The sequence below is a fragment of the Formosa undariae genome (genome assembly GCF_042427615.1).
Lineage (GTDB): Bacteria > Bacteroidota > Bacteroidia > Flavobacteriales > Flavobacteriaceae > Formosa > Formosa undariae.
Map to the genome: position 1 here is coordinate 130171 of NZ_JBHMEZ010000003.1, position 16330 is coordinate 146500.

The window sequence follows — 16330 nt, forward strand, 5'->3', positions numbered from 1 at the left end:
AAAATCTGACGTATTAAAAATCCAGATTAGATATTTATACAACCTTAAGTTACTGATATACAATCCTTACTTTTAATTTATAAGTGATTAAAGTCTTAAAACAAAAAGCTTCATTCAAAATAAATTGAATGAAGCTTTTTTATAATTTATATAATCTGAAGTTATTCTACTAAATCAATATATCTATCATGATATCCTAATAAATATAAAACACCATCTAGACCAATACTCGAAATAGAACTTTGTGCATTGTCTTTTACCTTAGGTTTTGCATGGAAAGCAATACCTAAGCCAGCAAGATTAAGCATTGGTAAATCGTTAGCACCATCTCCTACAGCAATTGTTTGAGCGATATCGATGCCTTCTTTAATTGCGATTTCTTTTAAATACTCTGCTTTTTTATTTCCGTCTACAATATCACCAAGATAACCACCAGTAAGTTTACCATCTTTTATTTCTAATTGATTCGCGTATACATAATCGATACCCAATTCTTTTTGTAAATAATGTCCGAAATACGTAAATCCACCTGATAGAATGGCTGTTTTAAATCCGTATTTTTTAAGTGTATCAATAAGACGTCTCGCACCTTTGGTAATCGGTAAATTTACAGCGACTTGTTGCAATACATCTTCGCTTAATCCTTCCAAAAGTTTCATACGTTTTTTAAAACTTTCATTAAAATCAATTTCACCTTGCATCGCAGATTCCGTAATAGCTTTAACTTCTGCTCCAACGCCAGCAAGTTCTGCTAATTCATCAATTACTTCTGTCTGAATCAAAGTAGAATCCATATCAAAACACACCAAACGTCTGTTGCGTCGATAAATATTATCTTCTTGAAATGCAATATCTACATCTAGTTCACGAGAAATTTCCATAAACTTTGCTGTAATATCGGACTTATCTTTAATTTCTCCTCTAATCGATAATTGAATAGAAGCTCTAGGATATTCCTCCTCTTTAACTAAAGACAAACGACCAGTAAGACGTTTTATCGCATCGATGTTTAAATTCTTTTCAGAAATCACTTTCGTGACTTCCGAAATTTGCTCTGCCGCCAATTTTTCTCCTAAAATGGTTATAATATAACGATCCTTACCTTGAAGCGTTACCCAATTTTCATAATCATCTAAAGTAATAGGTGTAAACTTGGCTGTAATTCCTAGTTCGTATGCCTTAAATAATAAATCTTTTAAAACAGCAGCCGATTTTTTCTTCGATTTTATTTCAAACAGAATACCCAAAGACAGTGTATCGTGAATATTGGCTTGTCCAATATCTAGAACTTTAGCACCATATTGCGCTAAAACACCTGTTAAACTTGATGTTAATCCTGGCTTATCTTGCCCCGAAATGTTTAATAAGAAAATCTCATTATTCATAATATCGTTTGGTTTTTAAAATGAAAATTTAAAGTCTTTTGGTTTTAAAGACCTTATTGAATTAATTAATAGATTCTTTAAGTTTTAAATTAAGCGTTAAACAGCTATCACATTTTAAACTTTTAGTGAAGATTATTTAAGAAACCTGTTGTGCCAACTGTCGCTAGCAGGAACTTCCCAATTTTCGTTATATTCTGCAATATTTGTCACTAAATTATTAAAAACAATTGTGTTTTTTGACACCGCTTTATCCTTAGCCATTTTTCTAAATTCGGTTAAGGTTTTATAGGCTACAAATTCTCCTTGTTTGTAAGACACATTCATTTTATCCAATAAATCGACATTGTAGTCTTTTTCTAATTGCTGAATAAAATGTACAGAAGCATCTACAGAACATCCTGTAGCATTATTAACTTCTTGATTTAAACCAAGAATAATAAAACGCTTATATTTAATATCGTATCCCGCATTTAAATCGGCACCATGAGCCGTCCAATTTTCTATAAAGACATCTAATTTAGATTTTATCTCTTCTAATTCTTGATCATTAAATGAACGATTTGCTTGATAAATCCAAACCTTTGAAGTTTCTGGTAATGTATTAAAATCTACTAACATTTATTGTGCTGTTAACTTAGTTATTATTTTAAAATTGCGATAGTCTTCAATTTTTGAATCATAAAAATCTTGTTCTTTATATTGAATACTAAAGTTTGTTTTCTTTATTTTTTTTGTGTCTTGTAAATATTGTGACCCTTCAAAATACGTTAACCATAAAAAACTATATGATCTTCCGCTTGAAGCATCTTTAAAACGAATGACATTGAAAAGTTGATCACGCTCTAACTTAGAAAACTCCATGTTATCTAAAGCATATTCTTCTGCGTTAATATTAGCATCTGATTCTATTTCGTCCATGTAATTCCCTACAAGTAAAGACATAACATCCGGACAACTATTCATCATTCTAAGCGCAATTAACTCACCTAATTTTTCTAAAGATTTATCATCTTCAAAGGAAACATTTAATGCGGAAACAGCTTCTGGGTATTTACCATAACTCTCCATAACACAAAGCCCGAAAGTCATTTCTATAGTTGATTTATCCACAGTAGCTAAATTAAAATCTTTAGCAGCCATACATACACAAGTGTCGTCTGAAATTTTTTGAATGAGTTCGTCTTTAGTTAGTTCTTGCGCAAAAGAAACACAAGACACAAAACCGACTATTAATAATGCAACGATGTTTCTCATTATAAATCTTGTGCATTTGCAATAAGCTCGGCGATATCCATAACCTCTACTTCAGCTTCTTTGTCTTTTGCTTTTACTCCATCAGTCATCATGGTGTTGCAAAACGGACATCCTGCTGCAATAATATCAGGCTTAACTTCTATAGCCTGTTCTGTGCGCTCCACATTGACTTCTTTATCCCCTTTTTCGGCATCTTTAAACATTTGCGCTCCACCTGCTCCGCAACATAAACCTTTGCTTTTGCAATTTTTCATCTCGACCAACTCGGCTTCTAGTTTTCTAATTAAATCCCGAGGTGCCTCATAAACGTTATTTGCACGACCTAAATAACATGGATCGTGGAATGTAATACGTTTACCTTTATATTGACCACCTTCAATACTTAATTTACCTTCTTCTAATAAAGATTTTAAAAACTGCGTATGGTGCATAACCTCATAGTTTCCACCTAATTGAGGATATTCATTTTTGATGGTATTAAAGCAATGCGGACATGCAGTAACGATTTTTTTAACCTCGTAAGCATTTAAAACTTCGATATTTGTAACCGCTTGCATTTGAAATAAAAACTCGTTTCCTGCACGTTTTGCAGGATCTCCAGTACAACTTTCTTCTGTACCTAAAACCGCAAAATCAACATTCGCTTTATTTAGTAGTTTCACAAATGCTTTGGTGATTTTTTTTGCTCTATCATCAAAACTTCCGGCACAGCCTACCCAAAATAAAACATCTGGTTGCTTACCTTGAGCCATATATTCTGCCATAGTAGGCACTTTTAGTAATTCGCTCATTTTTCTATTCTGATTTAATGTATGTGTTAACTTTAAGCATAATACACTTATTCGTCTTTCCAGTTTAAACGGTCCATTTGATTGTAAGGCCAAGGGGCACCGTTATTTTCTATGTTTGTCATCATGTTATTTAATTCTACAGGAGCAGCAGACTGTTCCATAACTAAATAACGTCTCATTTCAATAATTATCGATAACGGATCGATACTAATCGGGCAGGCTTCTACACAAGCATTACACGATGTGCATGCCCATAATTCTTCGTTAGTAATATAATCGCCTAATAATTGTTTTCCGTCGTCGGTAAAGACACCATTATTAGCATCTATATTCTTACCTACTTCTTCCAAGCGATCTCTCGTATCCATCATGATTTTACGAGGCGATAATTTTTTTCCTGTTTGGTTGGCAGGACATTCACTAGTACAACGTCCGCATTCAGTACATGTATACGCATTTAACAATTGTACCCAATTTAAATCCTGAACATCGCTAGCTCCAAATTTAACCACCTCTTCTTCTGCAGCATTTTCATCAGGAGTAGCAAATGGGTCGGCATTAGGATCCATCATTAACATAACCTCTTTAGTTACAGCTTCAAGATTATCAAGTTGTCCTTTAGGTTTTGTTTTTCCATAATACGTGTTTGGAAATGCTAAAAGAATATGTAAATGTTTAGAGAAATATAAATAATTTAAGAATGCTAAAATACCAGTAATATGTAGCCACCATGCTCCTCTTTCAATACCATGCAATGTTGACTCTGAAAGATTACTAAATAAAGGTGCAATAAACTGACTGATTACATTTCCGCTATTCATGGCTTGAAAATGCACATCGGTGGCATTCATAACAAGAAACAATAGCATTAGCACCATTTCGATATATAAAATAATGTTTCCATCATTTTTTGGCCAACCTTTCATTTCAGGTTTCCAGAATCGCTGTAACTTAATAACATTTCGTCGCATCCAAAATATAATTACAGATACGAATACTAAAAATGCTAGAACCTCGAAAGTACCAATTAGAATACCGTAAAAATGACCTAAAGAAGAGAATATCCTATGCGTGCCAAAAAGACCATCAATAATAATTTCTAAAACCTCAATATTAATAACTACAAATCCTACATATACAATAACGTGTAAAAAACCTGCAATTGGTCGCGTAACCATCTTACTCTGCCCAAGAGCAATCATGGCCATGTTTTTCCAACGTTGTGATTTATTATCACTAACATCGACATCTTGACCAAGATTAATATTTCGGATTAATTTCTTTACGTTTTTCGTAAAATAACCGATTCCGACAATTAAAAGTATTGCAAATAATATGTTAGGAATGAAGCTCATATTTTAGTTAGTTGTTTTTGGCTCGACGTCTACATTTAAACCGTTATCATCGGCTTGGTTTTCTTCAGCATCAAAATCGCCTGCTCGTTTTCCAAATAATGAAAAATGTACATAACGTTTTGGGTTTAATTTCATATCCTGAAGTAATTGTTCTAATTGAAGTGATGCTCCTTCTAAATTACCGTAAAGTTTATCGTCTTTTAATAATTTTCCTAAAGAACCTTTTCCATTATTAACGTCGGCTAATACCCCATTAAATGTTGTTAAGGTTTCTTCTAAATTATTTACAACTGCAGAAAAATTAGTCGCAGCTAGAGAATCTGAAATTTTAGAAATGTTACCAGACGCATTACTAAAATTAGTAAGCGTTGTATTCAAGTTTTCTTTATTAGATTCTATAACACCATTTAAACTATTAGAAGTTTTTTGAAACGAAGAAATCGTTTGGTCTAAAGATGCAATCGCCTTTTTTAAACTCAATTTAGTGTCTTCGTCGAAAATACTATTCACATTTAAAAGTAATGAATCTGCATTATTCGTTAACGATTCTATTTTTTCTTGCAACGGCGCTAATTTTTCGCCAACAAGATCTGTTAATCCAGATTTTCTTGCAGCCAACAAATAATCATTGTCTTTAGCCAATTCCGCGTTATCTAAAGCAGGAACAATAGCTACAGATTTACCACCTATTAAACTGGTATCGTATAATTCGGCTTTACTATTCTTTGAAAAAGAATAATCGTTATCTATAATTAGTGTGACTAATAATTTAGCATCGTCTTGTAAGGTAATGTCTTTTACATTACCAACTTGTAATCCACTAATGGTTACAGGTGTTGAAGGCGTTAACCCTTCGACATTTTCATATATTACATAAAATGTTCTGGAAGATGAAAATAAATTTACACCCTTCAGAAAGTTTATTCCAAATATTAAAAATAATACTCCAGCAATAACTAGGATAGCTGTTTTAACTTCTCTTGATATCTTCAAAGCAATGATTTTAGTTTATAAACAAAATTAGAAATAATAAAATTAGAATACAGTTAATTTGAGGTACTATTTAGCACTTTGTCTAAATGTACTTTTTCTCCATTTTTAAATGCAACTATAAAACTTGTATCGAATCCTTTGGCTTTTGCGTGAATAAGCAAATCCTTTATTACGGAATAATCCGAGGTATCTCCATAATAATATTTATAAATATCACCTACTTTATCTCTAGAGATAGGGCTTAATCCATTAAAGTTAAATGCTTTTGTTTCCAATTTCTTAGAACTCGCCGCAATTTGAACTTTAAATACCACATCGCTTTTTACTACCGTCTCTTTTGTATCTGAAACAACATCCTCCTTAACTATAGGTTGCACTCGTGAGGAACCTATATTCTCTCCAATATTTAGATCTAATGATGTTTTGTATTCTAAAATAGCATCTTTTATTGATGTTGAAATCTCTGATTGTCCTTTTTTCGAATTTAAATACTGTCCTTCAGAACTGTTGGTAATAAAACCAGTTTCAATAAGCACACTAGGCATATAGGTATTATGCATAACCCATAAACTAGCTTGCTTTACCCCACGACTTTTGCGTTTCAGTTTATTCGCAAAATTACTTTCAATCATTCCTGCAAGCATAATACTATAATCGATATAATCTTCTTGCATTAAGGTTAACCCGATTAAAGACTCAGGCGCATTAGGATTAAATCCGTCGTAATGAGTTTCATAATCATCCTCCAATAGTATTACTTCGTTTTCCTGTTTGGCAACGTCAAAATTACGTTTGGTATTCGCAACTCCTACAACATAGGTCTCAGTTCCATAAGCTTGAGAATTATGAGCATTGCAATGCACAGAAACAAATAAATCGGCATCTGCTTGGTTTGCAATTTGGGCACGACCTCTTAAAGTTACAAAGACATCGGTTTTACGTGTGTAAATAACTTTTATATCCTTGTTTTTTTCTAACTCTGCTCCTATTTTTAAAACAATTTTTAAAGCCACTTCTTTTTCCGTAAATCCAAATTTTGTTGGTTTTCCAGGATCATGACCACCATGTCCTGCATCTAACACAACTACAAATTTGCTAGAATAGAGCGGTTTATCGCTCTTAAAAGAGGTTAATAAAATTAATGATATAAAGGACAAGAAAAATAATATAGATTTTGTTTTCATATAGACTATAACACTTAAGGCATCTGTTTATTATTAAAATTTAGTGAATATTAATCAATCACAAAAAAATATATGTAATTTTGGCCTTTCATACACTAAACCTGACTTTACAAAAATACATTTAAAAGCATTGCGTACAAACTACTTTCAAATACTTTTAGCTTTAAGTTTTACTGTGCTTATAAACACGTCTGTCTTTTCTCAAGACCTACCCACTCGCGCTAAGGTTATACGTCCTATTACTCAGGACATTCCGCTTTACACGCCTAGTATAAGTGTAGATTCCGTAGCTATAAGAAGCATCACAGAAGCAGTCCAAGATACAGTTAGATTAGATAGTATTAAACTAAAAAAAGAATTTTTAACCGATGTAGTAGATTACGATGCTAAAGGTTACACGTCTTTTAAGCGGTTGGAGCAAAAATTATACTTGTATGATGAAGCTGAAGTTAATTATCAAGATATGAATATCAAGTCCGGTGTAATTATTATTGATTACAGTAAAAATGAAGTTTATGCAGGACGAATAAAAGATACTTCTGGCGTTTTAACACAAAAACCGGTATTTACACAAGGCCAAAGTGTTATTGAACCTGATTCTATTCGTTTTAATTTCGACACAAAGAAAGCCTTAATTTTTAATTCGAAAACAGAACAAAGCGGATTTAATATTCTTGCACCCGTAGTAAAAAAGGAAAATGATTCTGTGGTATTTATGGCTAAAGCCCGTTTTACGACTTCGGAAGATTTAGAAAATCCGGATTACTATTTTAAGGCTAGTAAAATTAAATTTGTTCCTGGTAAAAAGATTGTAGTTGGGCCAACACATATGGTTATTGCCAATGTGCCTACTCCTATTGCTGTACCCTTCGGATTTTTCCCATTAACAGATACCCAAACTTCAGGTATAATTATACCTACTTTTGGAGAAGATAGTACACGAGGCTATTTTATTCAGAATGGAGGTTACTATTTTGCAATAAGTGATTATGTCGATTTGGCACTTTTAGCCGACTATTACACCAATGGAAGTTACGGATTTAGAGCAGAAACTACCTATGCAACGAAATATCAATATAGAGGTAGTGCCGCGTTTAGATATGAAAGTTTGATTAGTAGTGAAAAAGGATTTCCAGATTACTCGAAGTCTACCGTGTATAACATTCGTTGGTCTCATAGTCAGGATTCTAAATCTAATCCCAGTTCACAATTTTCGGCTTCTGTAAACTTAGGTAGTAGTTCCTATTATCAGCAATCTGTAAATCAGATTAACACGGGTAACTTTCTAAATAATACGTTGTCTTCATCTGTATCATATTCAAAATCTTTTACAGGAGAACCACAAGTAAACTTAAGTGTTACTGCCACACATTCGCAAAACACACAAACCGAACAAATAAACATGACCTTACCAACCTTTCAAGGAAGTGTAGGACGTGTATTTCCATTCGCTCCTAAAACAGGTTCATCAAAAGGAATTATTCAGAATATAAATTTACAGTACTCTGTACGTGCCGAAAATCAAATTCAAACTACAGATTCTTTATTTTTTAAACCTCAAATGTTTGAAGACGCCAGAGCTGGAGTACAACATAATGTTCCTTTAAGTACAAACTTTAAATTATTTAAGCATTTTAGTTTAAGCGCAGGATCGACTTTCCAAGAAAATTGGACATTTAAAACAGTCGAAAAATATTACGATCAAGATTTAGATGAAGTTATTACCGAAAGTGTTAACGGTTTTGATGCCTACAGAACTTATAATTTTAGTACAAGTTTAGGAACCACTATTTATGGTATGTTCGATTTTAAGAAAGAGGGAAAAGATCCAAAGGTACAAGCTATTAGACACGTAATTAGACCTGCTATTAGTTATAACATTAATCCGTCTTTCGATCAATATTACGACACTTATGATGTGATTTCTGCCGACGGAACGACCCAGGATACCTATTCTAGATTCGAAGAAAGTATATTTGGTTCTCCAAATCAAAACTTTTCATCGTCTGTAGGACTATCACTTTCAAATAATTTTGAAGCTAAAGTAAGAGATAATGATAGTACTGCCACTGAACCTAAAAAAGTGATGTTACTTAATAACTTAAATTTTTCTACTGCTTATAATATTGCAGGAGATTCTTTACAGTGGAGTCCAGTAAGAGTTAGCGGTGGTACTCAGATTTTGAATAATAAAATGAATGTTAATTTTGGTGCGACCTTAGATCCATATGCTTTAGACAATAACAACAATAAAGTAGACGTCTATAATATTAATAACAATGGTAGTTTATTTCGATTAACATCTGCTAATTTAACATTAAGCTATTCTTTATCTAGTGATATATTTAGTAAGGAAAAAAAGGATGAAGAGGATGAACGTGGTATTGAAGAAAATCTACGTGGTGGTGGTCGAGATGATGATTTATTTGGTATATCACAAGATTTTTCTGACCAGAGTTTCTTTGACAATAAAGATGAAGAAGATGATGAAGAAAAGAAAGATAACGAGTTTTATAAATTTAAAATTCCGTGGACTTTAAATTTAGCGTATGCCGTAAATTATTCCAATACACAACGTCAAAATGAAGTATCGTCGCATTCCTTAATGTTTTCTGGAGACGTCACTCTTTCTCCAAAATGGAGTGTTGGTGCATCATCAGGTTACGACTTTAAAAATCTAGGATTCACATATACCCAATTGCGATTAGAACGTGATTTAGAAAGTTGGAGAATGAATTTTAGTTGGGTGCCTTTTAGCTCAAGAAAATCTTGGTATTTCTTTATAGGAATTAAATCTAGTATTTTAAGCGACCTTAAATACGATAAACGTTTACAACCAGATCAACAACTTTAAACTTACAGATATGAAAACGATAATTACAACACCAAATGCTCCTGCTCCTATCGGACCTTATAATCAGGCTGTTTTAAAAAATGGAATGTTATATGCTTCAGGTCAAATTGCAATTAATCCTGCTACTAGTGAATTGGTTTTAGACGATATTAAAACGGAGACAAAACAAGTAATGGAAAACATAAATGCGATTTTAAAAGCTGCAGATATGACATTTGAAGACATAATTAAAACATCGATATTTATTAGCGACATGAATAATTTCGCGCAAATTAACGAGGTTTACGGTCAGTATTTCGACGAAGCAACTGCTCCTGCAAGAGAAACTGTAGAAGTCGCAAACTTACCAAAATTTGTAAATGTTGAAATTAGCTTTTTAGCATCTAAATAACAGACCTCTTTTTTAAAATTAAAGCTCAAGTTTAATGTACAGTGTACGTTAAATTTGAGCTTTTTTTTGGAATCTACTTTCGCATACAGAACTTAACCCGTATTTTTATAACATAACTTATTCCCTTTTATATGCGTATTGAAAATGATATTAAATTAGGCTTTAAAGATGTTATGTTCCGTCCAAAACGATCGACCTTAAAAAGTCGTTCGCAAGTGAGTTTGGACCGCGAGTTTACATTTTTACACAGTCAGAAAACATGGACAGGTGTTCCTATTATGGCAGCCAATATGGATACCGTAGGGACGTTTCCTTTAGCTTTAGCGCTTGCAAAACAGAATTTATTCACAGCCATTCATAAACATTATAGTTTCCAAGATTGGGACCAATTTCTTTCTGAAGCTCCTGAACATATCGAAAACCATATTGCAGTAAGTACTGGAACAGGTAGTAAAGACATAGCAAAATTAAAACAGATTTTTGATAAACATCCCAAACTTCAATTTATCTGTATAGATGTCGCTAACGGGTATTCTGAACATTTTGTGAAGTTTGTAAAAAAGACACGAGCACAATTTCCTGACAAAGTTATAATCGCAGGAAATGTGGTTACAGGAGAAATGGTTGAAGAATTAATACTATCTGGTGCCGACATCGTAAAAGTAGGTATAGGTCCCGGATCTGTATGCACAACACGTGTGAAAACTGGAGTGGGTTACCCACAATTATCTGCTATTATAGAATGTGCTGATGCCGCACATGGCTTAGGCGGACAAATAATTAGTGACGGTGGTTGTGCTGTTCCTGGAGATGTATCGAAAGCTTTCGGTGCTGGTGCAGATTTCGTTATGCTTGGCGGAATGCTCGCTGGACATGAAGAAAGTGGTGGTGAATTAATTGAAGTAGACGGTAAACAATACAAACAATTTTATGGAATGAGTAGCGAAACGGCTATGGAAAAATATGTAGGTGGCGTGGCCGAATATAGAGCGAGCGAAGGTAAAACTGTTCAGGTGCCATTTAAAGGCCCTGTAGACGATACACTACATGATATTTTGGGAGGCATTAGAAGCACCTGCACCTATGTAGGCGCACAACGCCTGAAAGAATTAACTAAGCGCACTACATTTATTCGTGTTGCAGAGCAAGAAAATCAAGTGTATACAAAGTAATAAATATCTTATCATATTCTAAAAACAGGTCTATTATATAAACAAAAAATCTCGAGATTTACGTCTCGAGATTTTTTGTTTTATTTTTTAAAAAACTAGAATTCTAATAGTTCATGATTTTATTGACTACCAATTGTCTCATACCTTCATTATCTTCTAAATTATACTGAATTTGTCTAATTTTTTCTGTGGGTTCATTATTTTCATAAATCGGAAAACGTCTAATAAAAGTACCTTCAACCATTGCAAATTCATCATAACCTTGATAGCCTTCGTTCGTTTCCGTATTATCAGAAACTTTAGAAATAGAAATTCTATTCATCGATTTTCCATTATTTACAGAAAACCCGATAACTTCACCTCTATTATTTACTCCAGATTTGGTATAGATTAACAACTCCGGATATGTGTCGTTATTTAAGTCGTCTACTTCAGCATTAATAATCTCGCCTTTTACAGGGTAACTTTCTGCTTTACCTACTTCTAAACCTTCGGGAGTTACAGTTACCATTCCCTCATTTTCCTCAATTCTAAATAAAATATTATTATAAACTAAGGATTTAGAGTACCCTGTTTTATCTATTTGATTGGTATCTAATACACCATCAATTTTAGAATAGGTGTCTGCTAAATTTGCTCCACCCGAACAGAAGTATGTCAATTTATCTGTAGACATTTCAGAAACCGTTGCAATTGTTACTTCTTTATCAGTAAAAGTAAATACGATGTTGATTCCATTTTCAGAAACTTTTAAAGTATGCTCGTCATTAACATAGCCAATAGCATCGAACGTACAGGTTTCCTTTTTTTTATCGGCTCTAGAACGCACAGATAACTTTACTCTAAATCTATCGATAGGCTTAACAATAACAGCAACCCAATCGCTACCTTCATCTCTATTTTCGTAATCACTATTAACAAAATTTCCATAATGCTTACTATTGAATTTGGAAATTTCCACCTCTTTTTCAACTGAAACTTCAGTCGTTTTTAAAGTGCCTTTAGCAATGGTTTCGTTTCCTTTACCCCAGGTGAACTCACTGCCTTTTGTCCATAATGTATAGCCGTTTTTACTTTCGTATTTAATACCACTTTCACTCTCTACACGTTGTAAAGCATATTCTTTATTTTCTTTAGAATCGTGTACAGTGATTTTACCATCTACACTTCCTGGATTAGCAATAACTACATATTCATGCAGCTTATCATTAGAAATAAAGATTGTTGAGGAACTCGAATCTGCAAATTGAGATACTGCTATATTTTCATTTTTTTCTTTATTACAAGAATAGAAACTTAACGATATAACTAAAGCACTGGCAATGAAATGATACTTATTAAAAGAAAACATACGTTGCATTTTTAGAAAGTTAAAGTGTTAAATTTAGTTAATAAATAAATTACCATCCAAATTTAATTTAAAAATATTAGAACAGAATAAAGGCTTGAAAAATTTACTTTAAGTCCACTTAATTTAGAATTTAGTAGATAAAATCATTATATAAATCGACAGTCACTACTCACTTTTAATCAAGGTGATAAACGTTCCTTTGTCCAATCGTAATTTTCTTCGAGCTTATAACGAATACGATCGTGTAACCTATTTGGTCTACCTTGCCAGAATTCTAATTCTACAGGACGTACCATAAAACCACCCCAATATGCTGGTCTAGGGATTTCTTTACCTATAAAAGATTCCTCTAATGCTTTTAAATTAAGATCTAACACATCACGACTTTCTACAACTTCACTTTGTTGAGATACAATGGCGCCTAATTGACTACCTCGCGGACGAGATTCGAAGTATCCATCGCTCATGTTTTCAGGAATCTTTTCAGCTTTACCTTTAATAATAATTTGTCGTTCGGCTTTAGGCCAAAAGAAAGATAAACATACATTTGGATTGGCTAAAATGGCTTTTCCTTTTTCACTTTCGTAATTCGTGTAAAATATAAATCCTTCGTAAGTATATCGTTTTAATAGTACCACCCTACTTTTTGGAAATCCGTCTAAACCTATGGTCGAAACCGTCATAGCATTCGTTTCATCTTCCAAAAAATGTTGATCGACTTCTAAAAACCAACTTCTAAATAATTCTAACGGATTTTCGGGAGTGTCTTCTGTAAGCAGTTCACGCTTCTCGTAAACTTTTCTATAATTACTTAAATCTTGTTCTTTCATTGGTCAATCAAATTACAGATTATATTTGAAATACTTTTCCTGCACATGCAATATCTACTGGCTCGTAAATTTCTTGAGCTTCAGTTTTAAATTCATTTAAATCGTCGTAACGCGTCGAAAAATGACCTAAAACAAGTTGCTTAGCTTGGGCTTGTTTCGCAATACTAGCAGCTTGTTTTGCTGTACAGTGCTTTGTTGGAAACGCATTTTTTTCGTGTTTTTCTAAAAAAGTAGATTCGTGATATAATAAATCGACATCTTTAATAAGCGGGACAATAGCTTCATTATATACCGTATCGCTACAAAACGCGTAACTTTTAGGAGGTGTTGGTTCTGATGTCACATCTTCATTTTTAACTAACTCTCCAACTTCGTTTATAACATCTGCACCCTGTTTTAATTTTCTATAATACGCGACATTAATATCATCGTTCAAAATGGCATTCATATCTAGTTTACGTTCACCTACTTTTTCTTTGAATAAGAAACCGTTAGTATAAACGCGATGTTTTAATGGAATAGTATGTACTTCAACCAATTCGTCTTCGTAAATAAGTTCTGATTCTTTGGACGATAATTCATGAAATATCAAATTAAAATTAGTCCAAGATCCACCTAATTTCATTTGTAGTAGAATCACCTCTTCTAGCCCTTTTGGACCATAAATATGTAAATCGGTATCGCGAGTTAGTAGTCTAAATGTAGACACTAATCCAATGAGCCCAAAATAATGGTCGCCGTGAAGGTGTGATATAAATATATGTTTAATGCGGTTAAATTTAACCTTGTACTTTCTAAGTTGTACTTGCGTGCCTTCGCCACAGTCTATTAAAAACACATGGTTTCTAATTTCTAGAACTTGAGAAGTTTGATGAGCTGAAATTCGTGGTGTTGCACTATGGCAACCTAGAATAGTTAATTGCATAGATTAAAATCCTAAATCACGTTCCATATCTTCCATTTCAATAATATCGTAAGCCTCTTTTAAGGTAGGCACAACGATAATTTCTACTGGAGTCTGATCTACATTTATTTTATCAGTAACAATAACAAACGAATGTTTTGCTTTTCTATGTGTGTTAGAAAGTTGAAGAAATTCAACAATATTTTCTAATGATAGTGAATCTAAAGACGATAAATTCACAATAATATTATCGCTTTTAAATTTAGTATACGAGGCTTCAATTTTTTTGACTAATTGAATTGGTGTCGCATTTTCTTGAGTAATAATGGTAATATTACCTTCTGTATTTAAAATCATAATTACTGTTTTATTTTTGAAGCTAGTAAATAAATTACAGCCATCCTAATCGCTACACCATTTTGAACTTGATCTAAAATAATAGCCTGTTTAGAATCTGCCACATCACTTGTAATTTCGACACCACGGTTTATTGGTCCAGGGTGCATGATGATAATCTCTTTATTTAAGCTATCTAGCAAGGTTTTATCTACTCCAAATTGTTGCGTATATTCTCTAGTAGAAGGAAAATAACTAATATCCATACGCTCGTTTTGAACGCGAAGCATATTTGCTACGTCGCACCACTCTAAGGCCTTTCGCAAGTCTGTCTCCACTTTTACTCCAAGTTTATCTATAAATTTAGGAATTAAAGTTTTTGGTCCGCAAACCATAACTTTAGCACCTTGAAGTTGTAAAGCATATATATTTGAAAGAGCGACTCTACTATGAAGAATATCGCCAACGATAACTACGTTTTTACCTTTAACTTCTCCTAATCTTTCGCGTATAGAATACGAATCTAATAAGGCTTGTGTTGGATGTTCGTGAGCACCGTCTCCGGCATTAACAATACTTGCATTAACGTGTTTTGATAGAAATACACCTGCTCCAGGATTTGGATGACGCATAACAACCATATCTACTTTCATAGATAAAATGTTGTTCACCGTATCGATTAAGGTTTCTCCTTTTTTAACTGAAGATTGTCCTGCAGAGAAATTAATAACATCTGCAGATAATCGCTTTTCTGCCAATTCGAAAGATAATTTCGTTCGTGTAGAATTTTCGAAAAACAGATTGGCAATAGTTATGTCTCGAAGTGAAGGCACTTTTTTAATGGGCCTATTGATAACTTCTTTAAAATGATCGGCAGTTTCAAAAATTAACTGAATATCTTCTTTCTTAAGATATTTAATACCTAGTAAGTGATTCACACTTAATTCGCTCATCTTAGTCTAATTATTAATTAAGTACACAGCATCCTCATCAGCTTGTTCTTGCCATTGTACTATTACTTTTTCCTTGTTTATTGCATCTACTTGTCGACCGCGATAATTGGGTTGAATTGGTAAATGTCTGCTAAAGCGTCTATCTATTAACGTTAGTAGTTCTATTTCTTCTGGTCTTCCAAAAGATTGAATTGCAGTTAGTGCAGCACGTATACTACGTCCTGTATATAAAACATCGTCTATAAAAACGATATTTTTATTATCGACTACAAAATTAATTTCTGTGGTATTGGCTTCCAAGGGTTTGTCACTTCTTCTAAAATCGTCTCGATAAAAAGTAATATCTAATAGGCCTAATTTAAGGTCTTTAATCTTATACTCTTCTTTAAGAATCTTAGCTAACCGTTTTGCTAAAAATATTCCTCTAGGTTGTAATCCTATTAAAACGGTATTTGAAAAATCGTTATGTTTTTCAATAAGTTGACAAGCCAATCGATGAAGAATGATGTTTACCTCTGTTGCATTAAGTAACACTTTTTGACTCATATTGTTTCCAAACGTATTTGCTAAACAAAGG

General features: G+C 33.0%; 16 protein-coding genes. 3 read left to right on the forward strand and 13 right to left on the reverse strand.

Annotated features, from left to right (window positions below; genetic code table 11):
* Positions 1-161 precede the first annotated feature (161 nt).
* The 7 genes from serB to ACFFVB_RS04020 all read right to left on the reverse strand — a co-directional run bounded on the left by serB (position 162) and on the right by ACFFVB_RS04020 (position 6962).
* Complete coding sequence (gene serB / locus ACFFVB_RS03990; RefSeq protein WP_382381395.1) at positions 162-1385, reverse strand: phosphoserine phosphatase SerB; 1224 nt, start codon at positions 1383-1385, stop codon at positions 162-164.
* A 132-nt stretch (positions 1386-1517) separates the two neighbouring features.
* Positions 1518-2003, reverse strand: a complete 486-nt coding sequence (locus ACFFVB_RS03995; protein ID WP_382381397.1) for an ABC transporter ATPase — start codon at positions 2001-2003, stop codon at positions 1518-1520.
* Complete coding sequence (locus tag ACFFVB_RS04000; RefSeq protein ID WP_382381399.1) at positions 2004-2639, reverse strand: hypothetical protein; 636 nt, start codon at positions 2637-2639, stop codon at positions 2004-2006.
* A complete protein-coding gene (locus ACFFVB_RS04005) occupies positions 2639-3430 on the reverse strand; it encodes a (Fe-S)-binding protein (protein WP_382381401.1) in 792 nt (263 codons plus the stop codon). The genes ACFFVB_RS04000 and ACFFVB_RS04005 overlap by 1 nt, the downstream gene beginning before the upstream one ends.
* Before the next feature lie 47 nt (positions 3431-3477).
* Positions 3478-4785: a 4Fe-4S dicluster domain-containing protein gene (locus ACFFVB_RS04010; RefSeq protein ID WP_382381403.1), complete on the reverse strand. Its 1308-nt coding sequence runs from the start codon at positions 4783-4785 to the stop codon at positions 3478-3480.
* 3 nt (positions 4786-4788) lie between these two features.
* Complete coding sequence (locus ACFFVB_RS04015; protein ID WP_382381405.1) at positions 4789-5778, reverse strand: MlaD family protein; 990 nt, start codon at positions 5776-5778, stop codon at positions 4789-4791.
* A gap of 53 nt (positions 5779-5831) precedes the next feature.
* Positions 5832-6962, reverse strand: coding sequence for an N-acetylmuramoyl-L-alanine amidase family protein (locus ACFFVB_RS04020; RefSeq protein ID WP_382381407.1), 1131 nt, complete (start codon positions 6960-6962; stop codon positions 5832-5834).
* 130 nt (positions 6963-7092) lie between these two features.
* Here ACFFVB_RS04020 and ACFFVB_RS04025 point away from each other — a divergent pair, with 130 nt between their 5' ends.
* The 3 genes from ACFFVB_RS04025 to ACFFVB_RS04035 all read left to right on the forward strand — a co-directional run bounded on the left by ACFFVB_RS04025 (position 7093) and on the right by ACFFVB_RS04035 (position 11379).
* Positions 7093-9816, forward strand: a complete 2724-nt coding sequence (locus ACFFVB_RS04025; protein WP_382381409.1) for a putative LPS assembly protein LptD — start codon at positions 7093-7095, stop codon at positions 9814-9816.
* Positions 9817-9826: 10 nt separating this feature from the next.
* Positions 9827-10207 carry a Rid family detoxifying hydrolase gene (locus ACFFVB_RS04030; protein ID WP_382381411.1) on the forward strand — a complete coding sequence of 127 codons (381 nt, stop codon included), beginning with the start codon at positions 9827-9829 and terminating at the stop codon, positions 10205-10207.
* Between the two features lie 131 nt (positions 10208-10338).
* Positions 10339-11379, forward strand: a complete 1041-nt coding sequence (locus tag ACFFVB_RS04035) for a GMP reductase (RefSeq protein ID WP_382381413.1) — start codon at positions 10339-10341, stop codon at positions 11377-11379.
* A 103-nt stretch (positions 11380-11482) separates the two neighbouring features.
* Here ACFFVB_RS04035 and ACFFVB_RS04040 read toward each other — a convergent pair whose 3' ends face one another.
* The 6 genes from ACFFVB_RS04040 to pyrR form a co-directional block, all read right to left on the reverse strand.
* Positions 11483-12730: an MliC family protein gene (locus tag ACFFVB_RS04040; RefSeq protein ID WP_382381415.1), complete on the reverse strand. Its 1248-nt coding sequence runs from the start codon at positions 12728-12730 to the stop codon at positions 11483-11485.
* A 179-nt stretch (positions 12731-12909) separates the two neighbouring features.
* Entirely contained in the window at positions 12910-13560 is a 651-nt protein-coding gene (gene pdxH / locus ACFFVB_RS04045; protein ID WP_382381417.1) for a pyridoxamine 5'-phosphate oxidase, read from the reverse strand.
* A 19-nt stretch (positions 13561-13579) separates the two neighbouring features.
* Positions 13580-14485, reverse strand: a complete 906-nt coding sequence (locus tag ACFFVB_RS04050; protein WP_382381419.1) for a ribonuclease Z — start codon at positions 14483-14485, stop codon at positions 13580-13582.
* A gap of 3 nt (positions 14486-14488) precedes the next feature.
* Complete coding sequence (locus ACFFVB_RS04055; protein ID WP_382381421.1) at positions 14489-14821, reverse strand: ribonuclease Z; 333 nt, start codon at positions 14819-14821, stop codon at positions 14489-14491.
* Between the two features lie 2 nt (positions 14822-14823).
* Positions 14824-15753: an aspartate carbamoyltransferase catalytic subunit gene (locus tag ACFFVB_RS04060; protein WP_382381423.1), complete on the reverse strand. Its 930-nt coding sequence runs from the start codon at positions 15751-15753 to the stop codon at positions 14824-14826.
* A gap of 6 nt (positions 15754-15759) precedes the next feature.
* Positions 15760-16299: a bifunctional pyr operon transcriptional regulator/uracil phosphoribosyltransferase PyrR gene (gene pyrR, locus ACFFVB_RS04065; RefSeq protein WP_382381425.1), complete on the reverse strand. Its 540-nt coding sequence runs from the start codon at positions 16297-16299 to the stop codon at positions 15760-15762.
* Positions 16300-16330 lie beyond the last annotated feature (31 nt).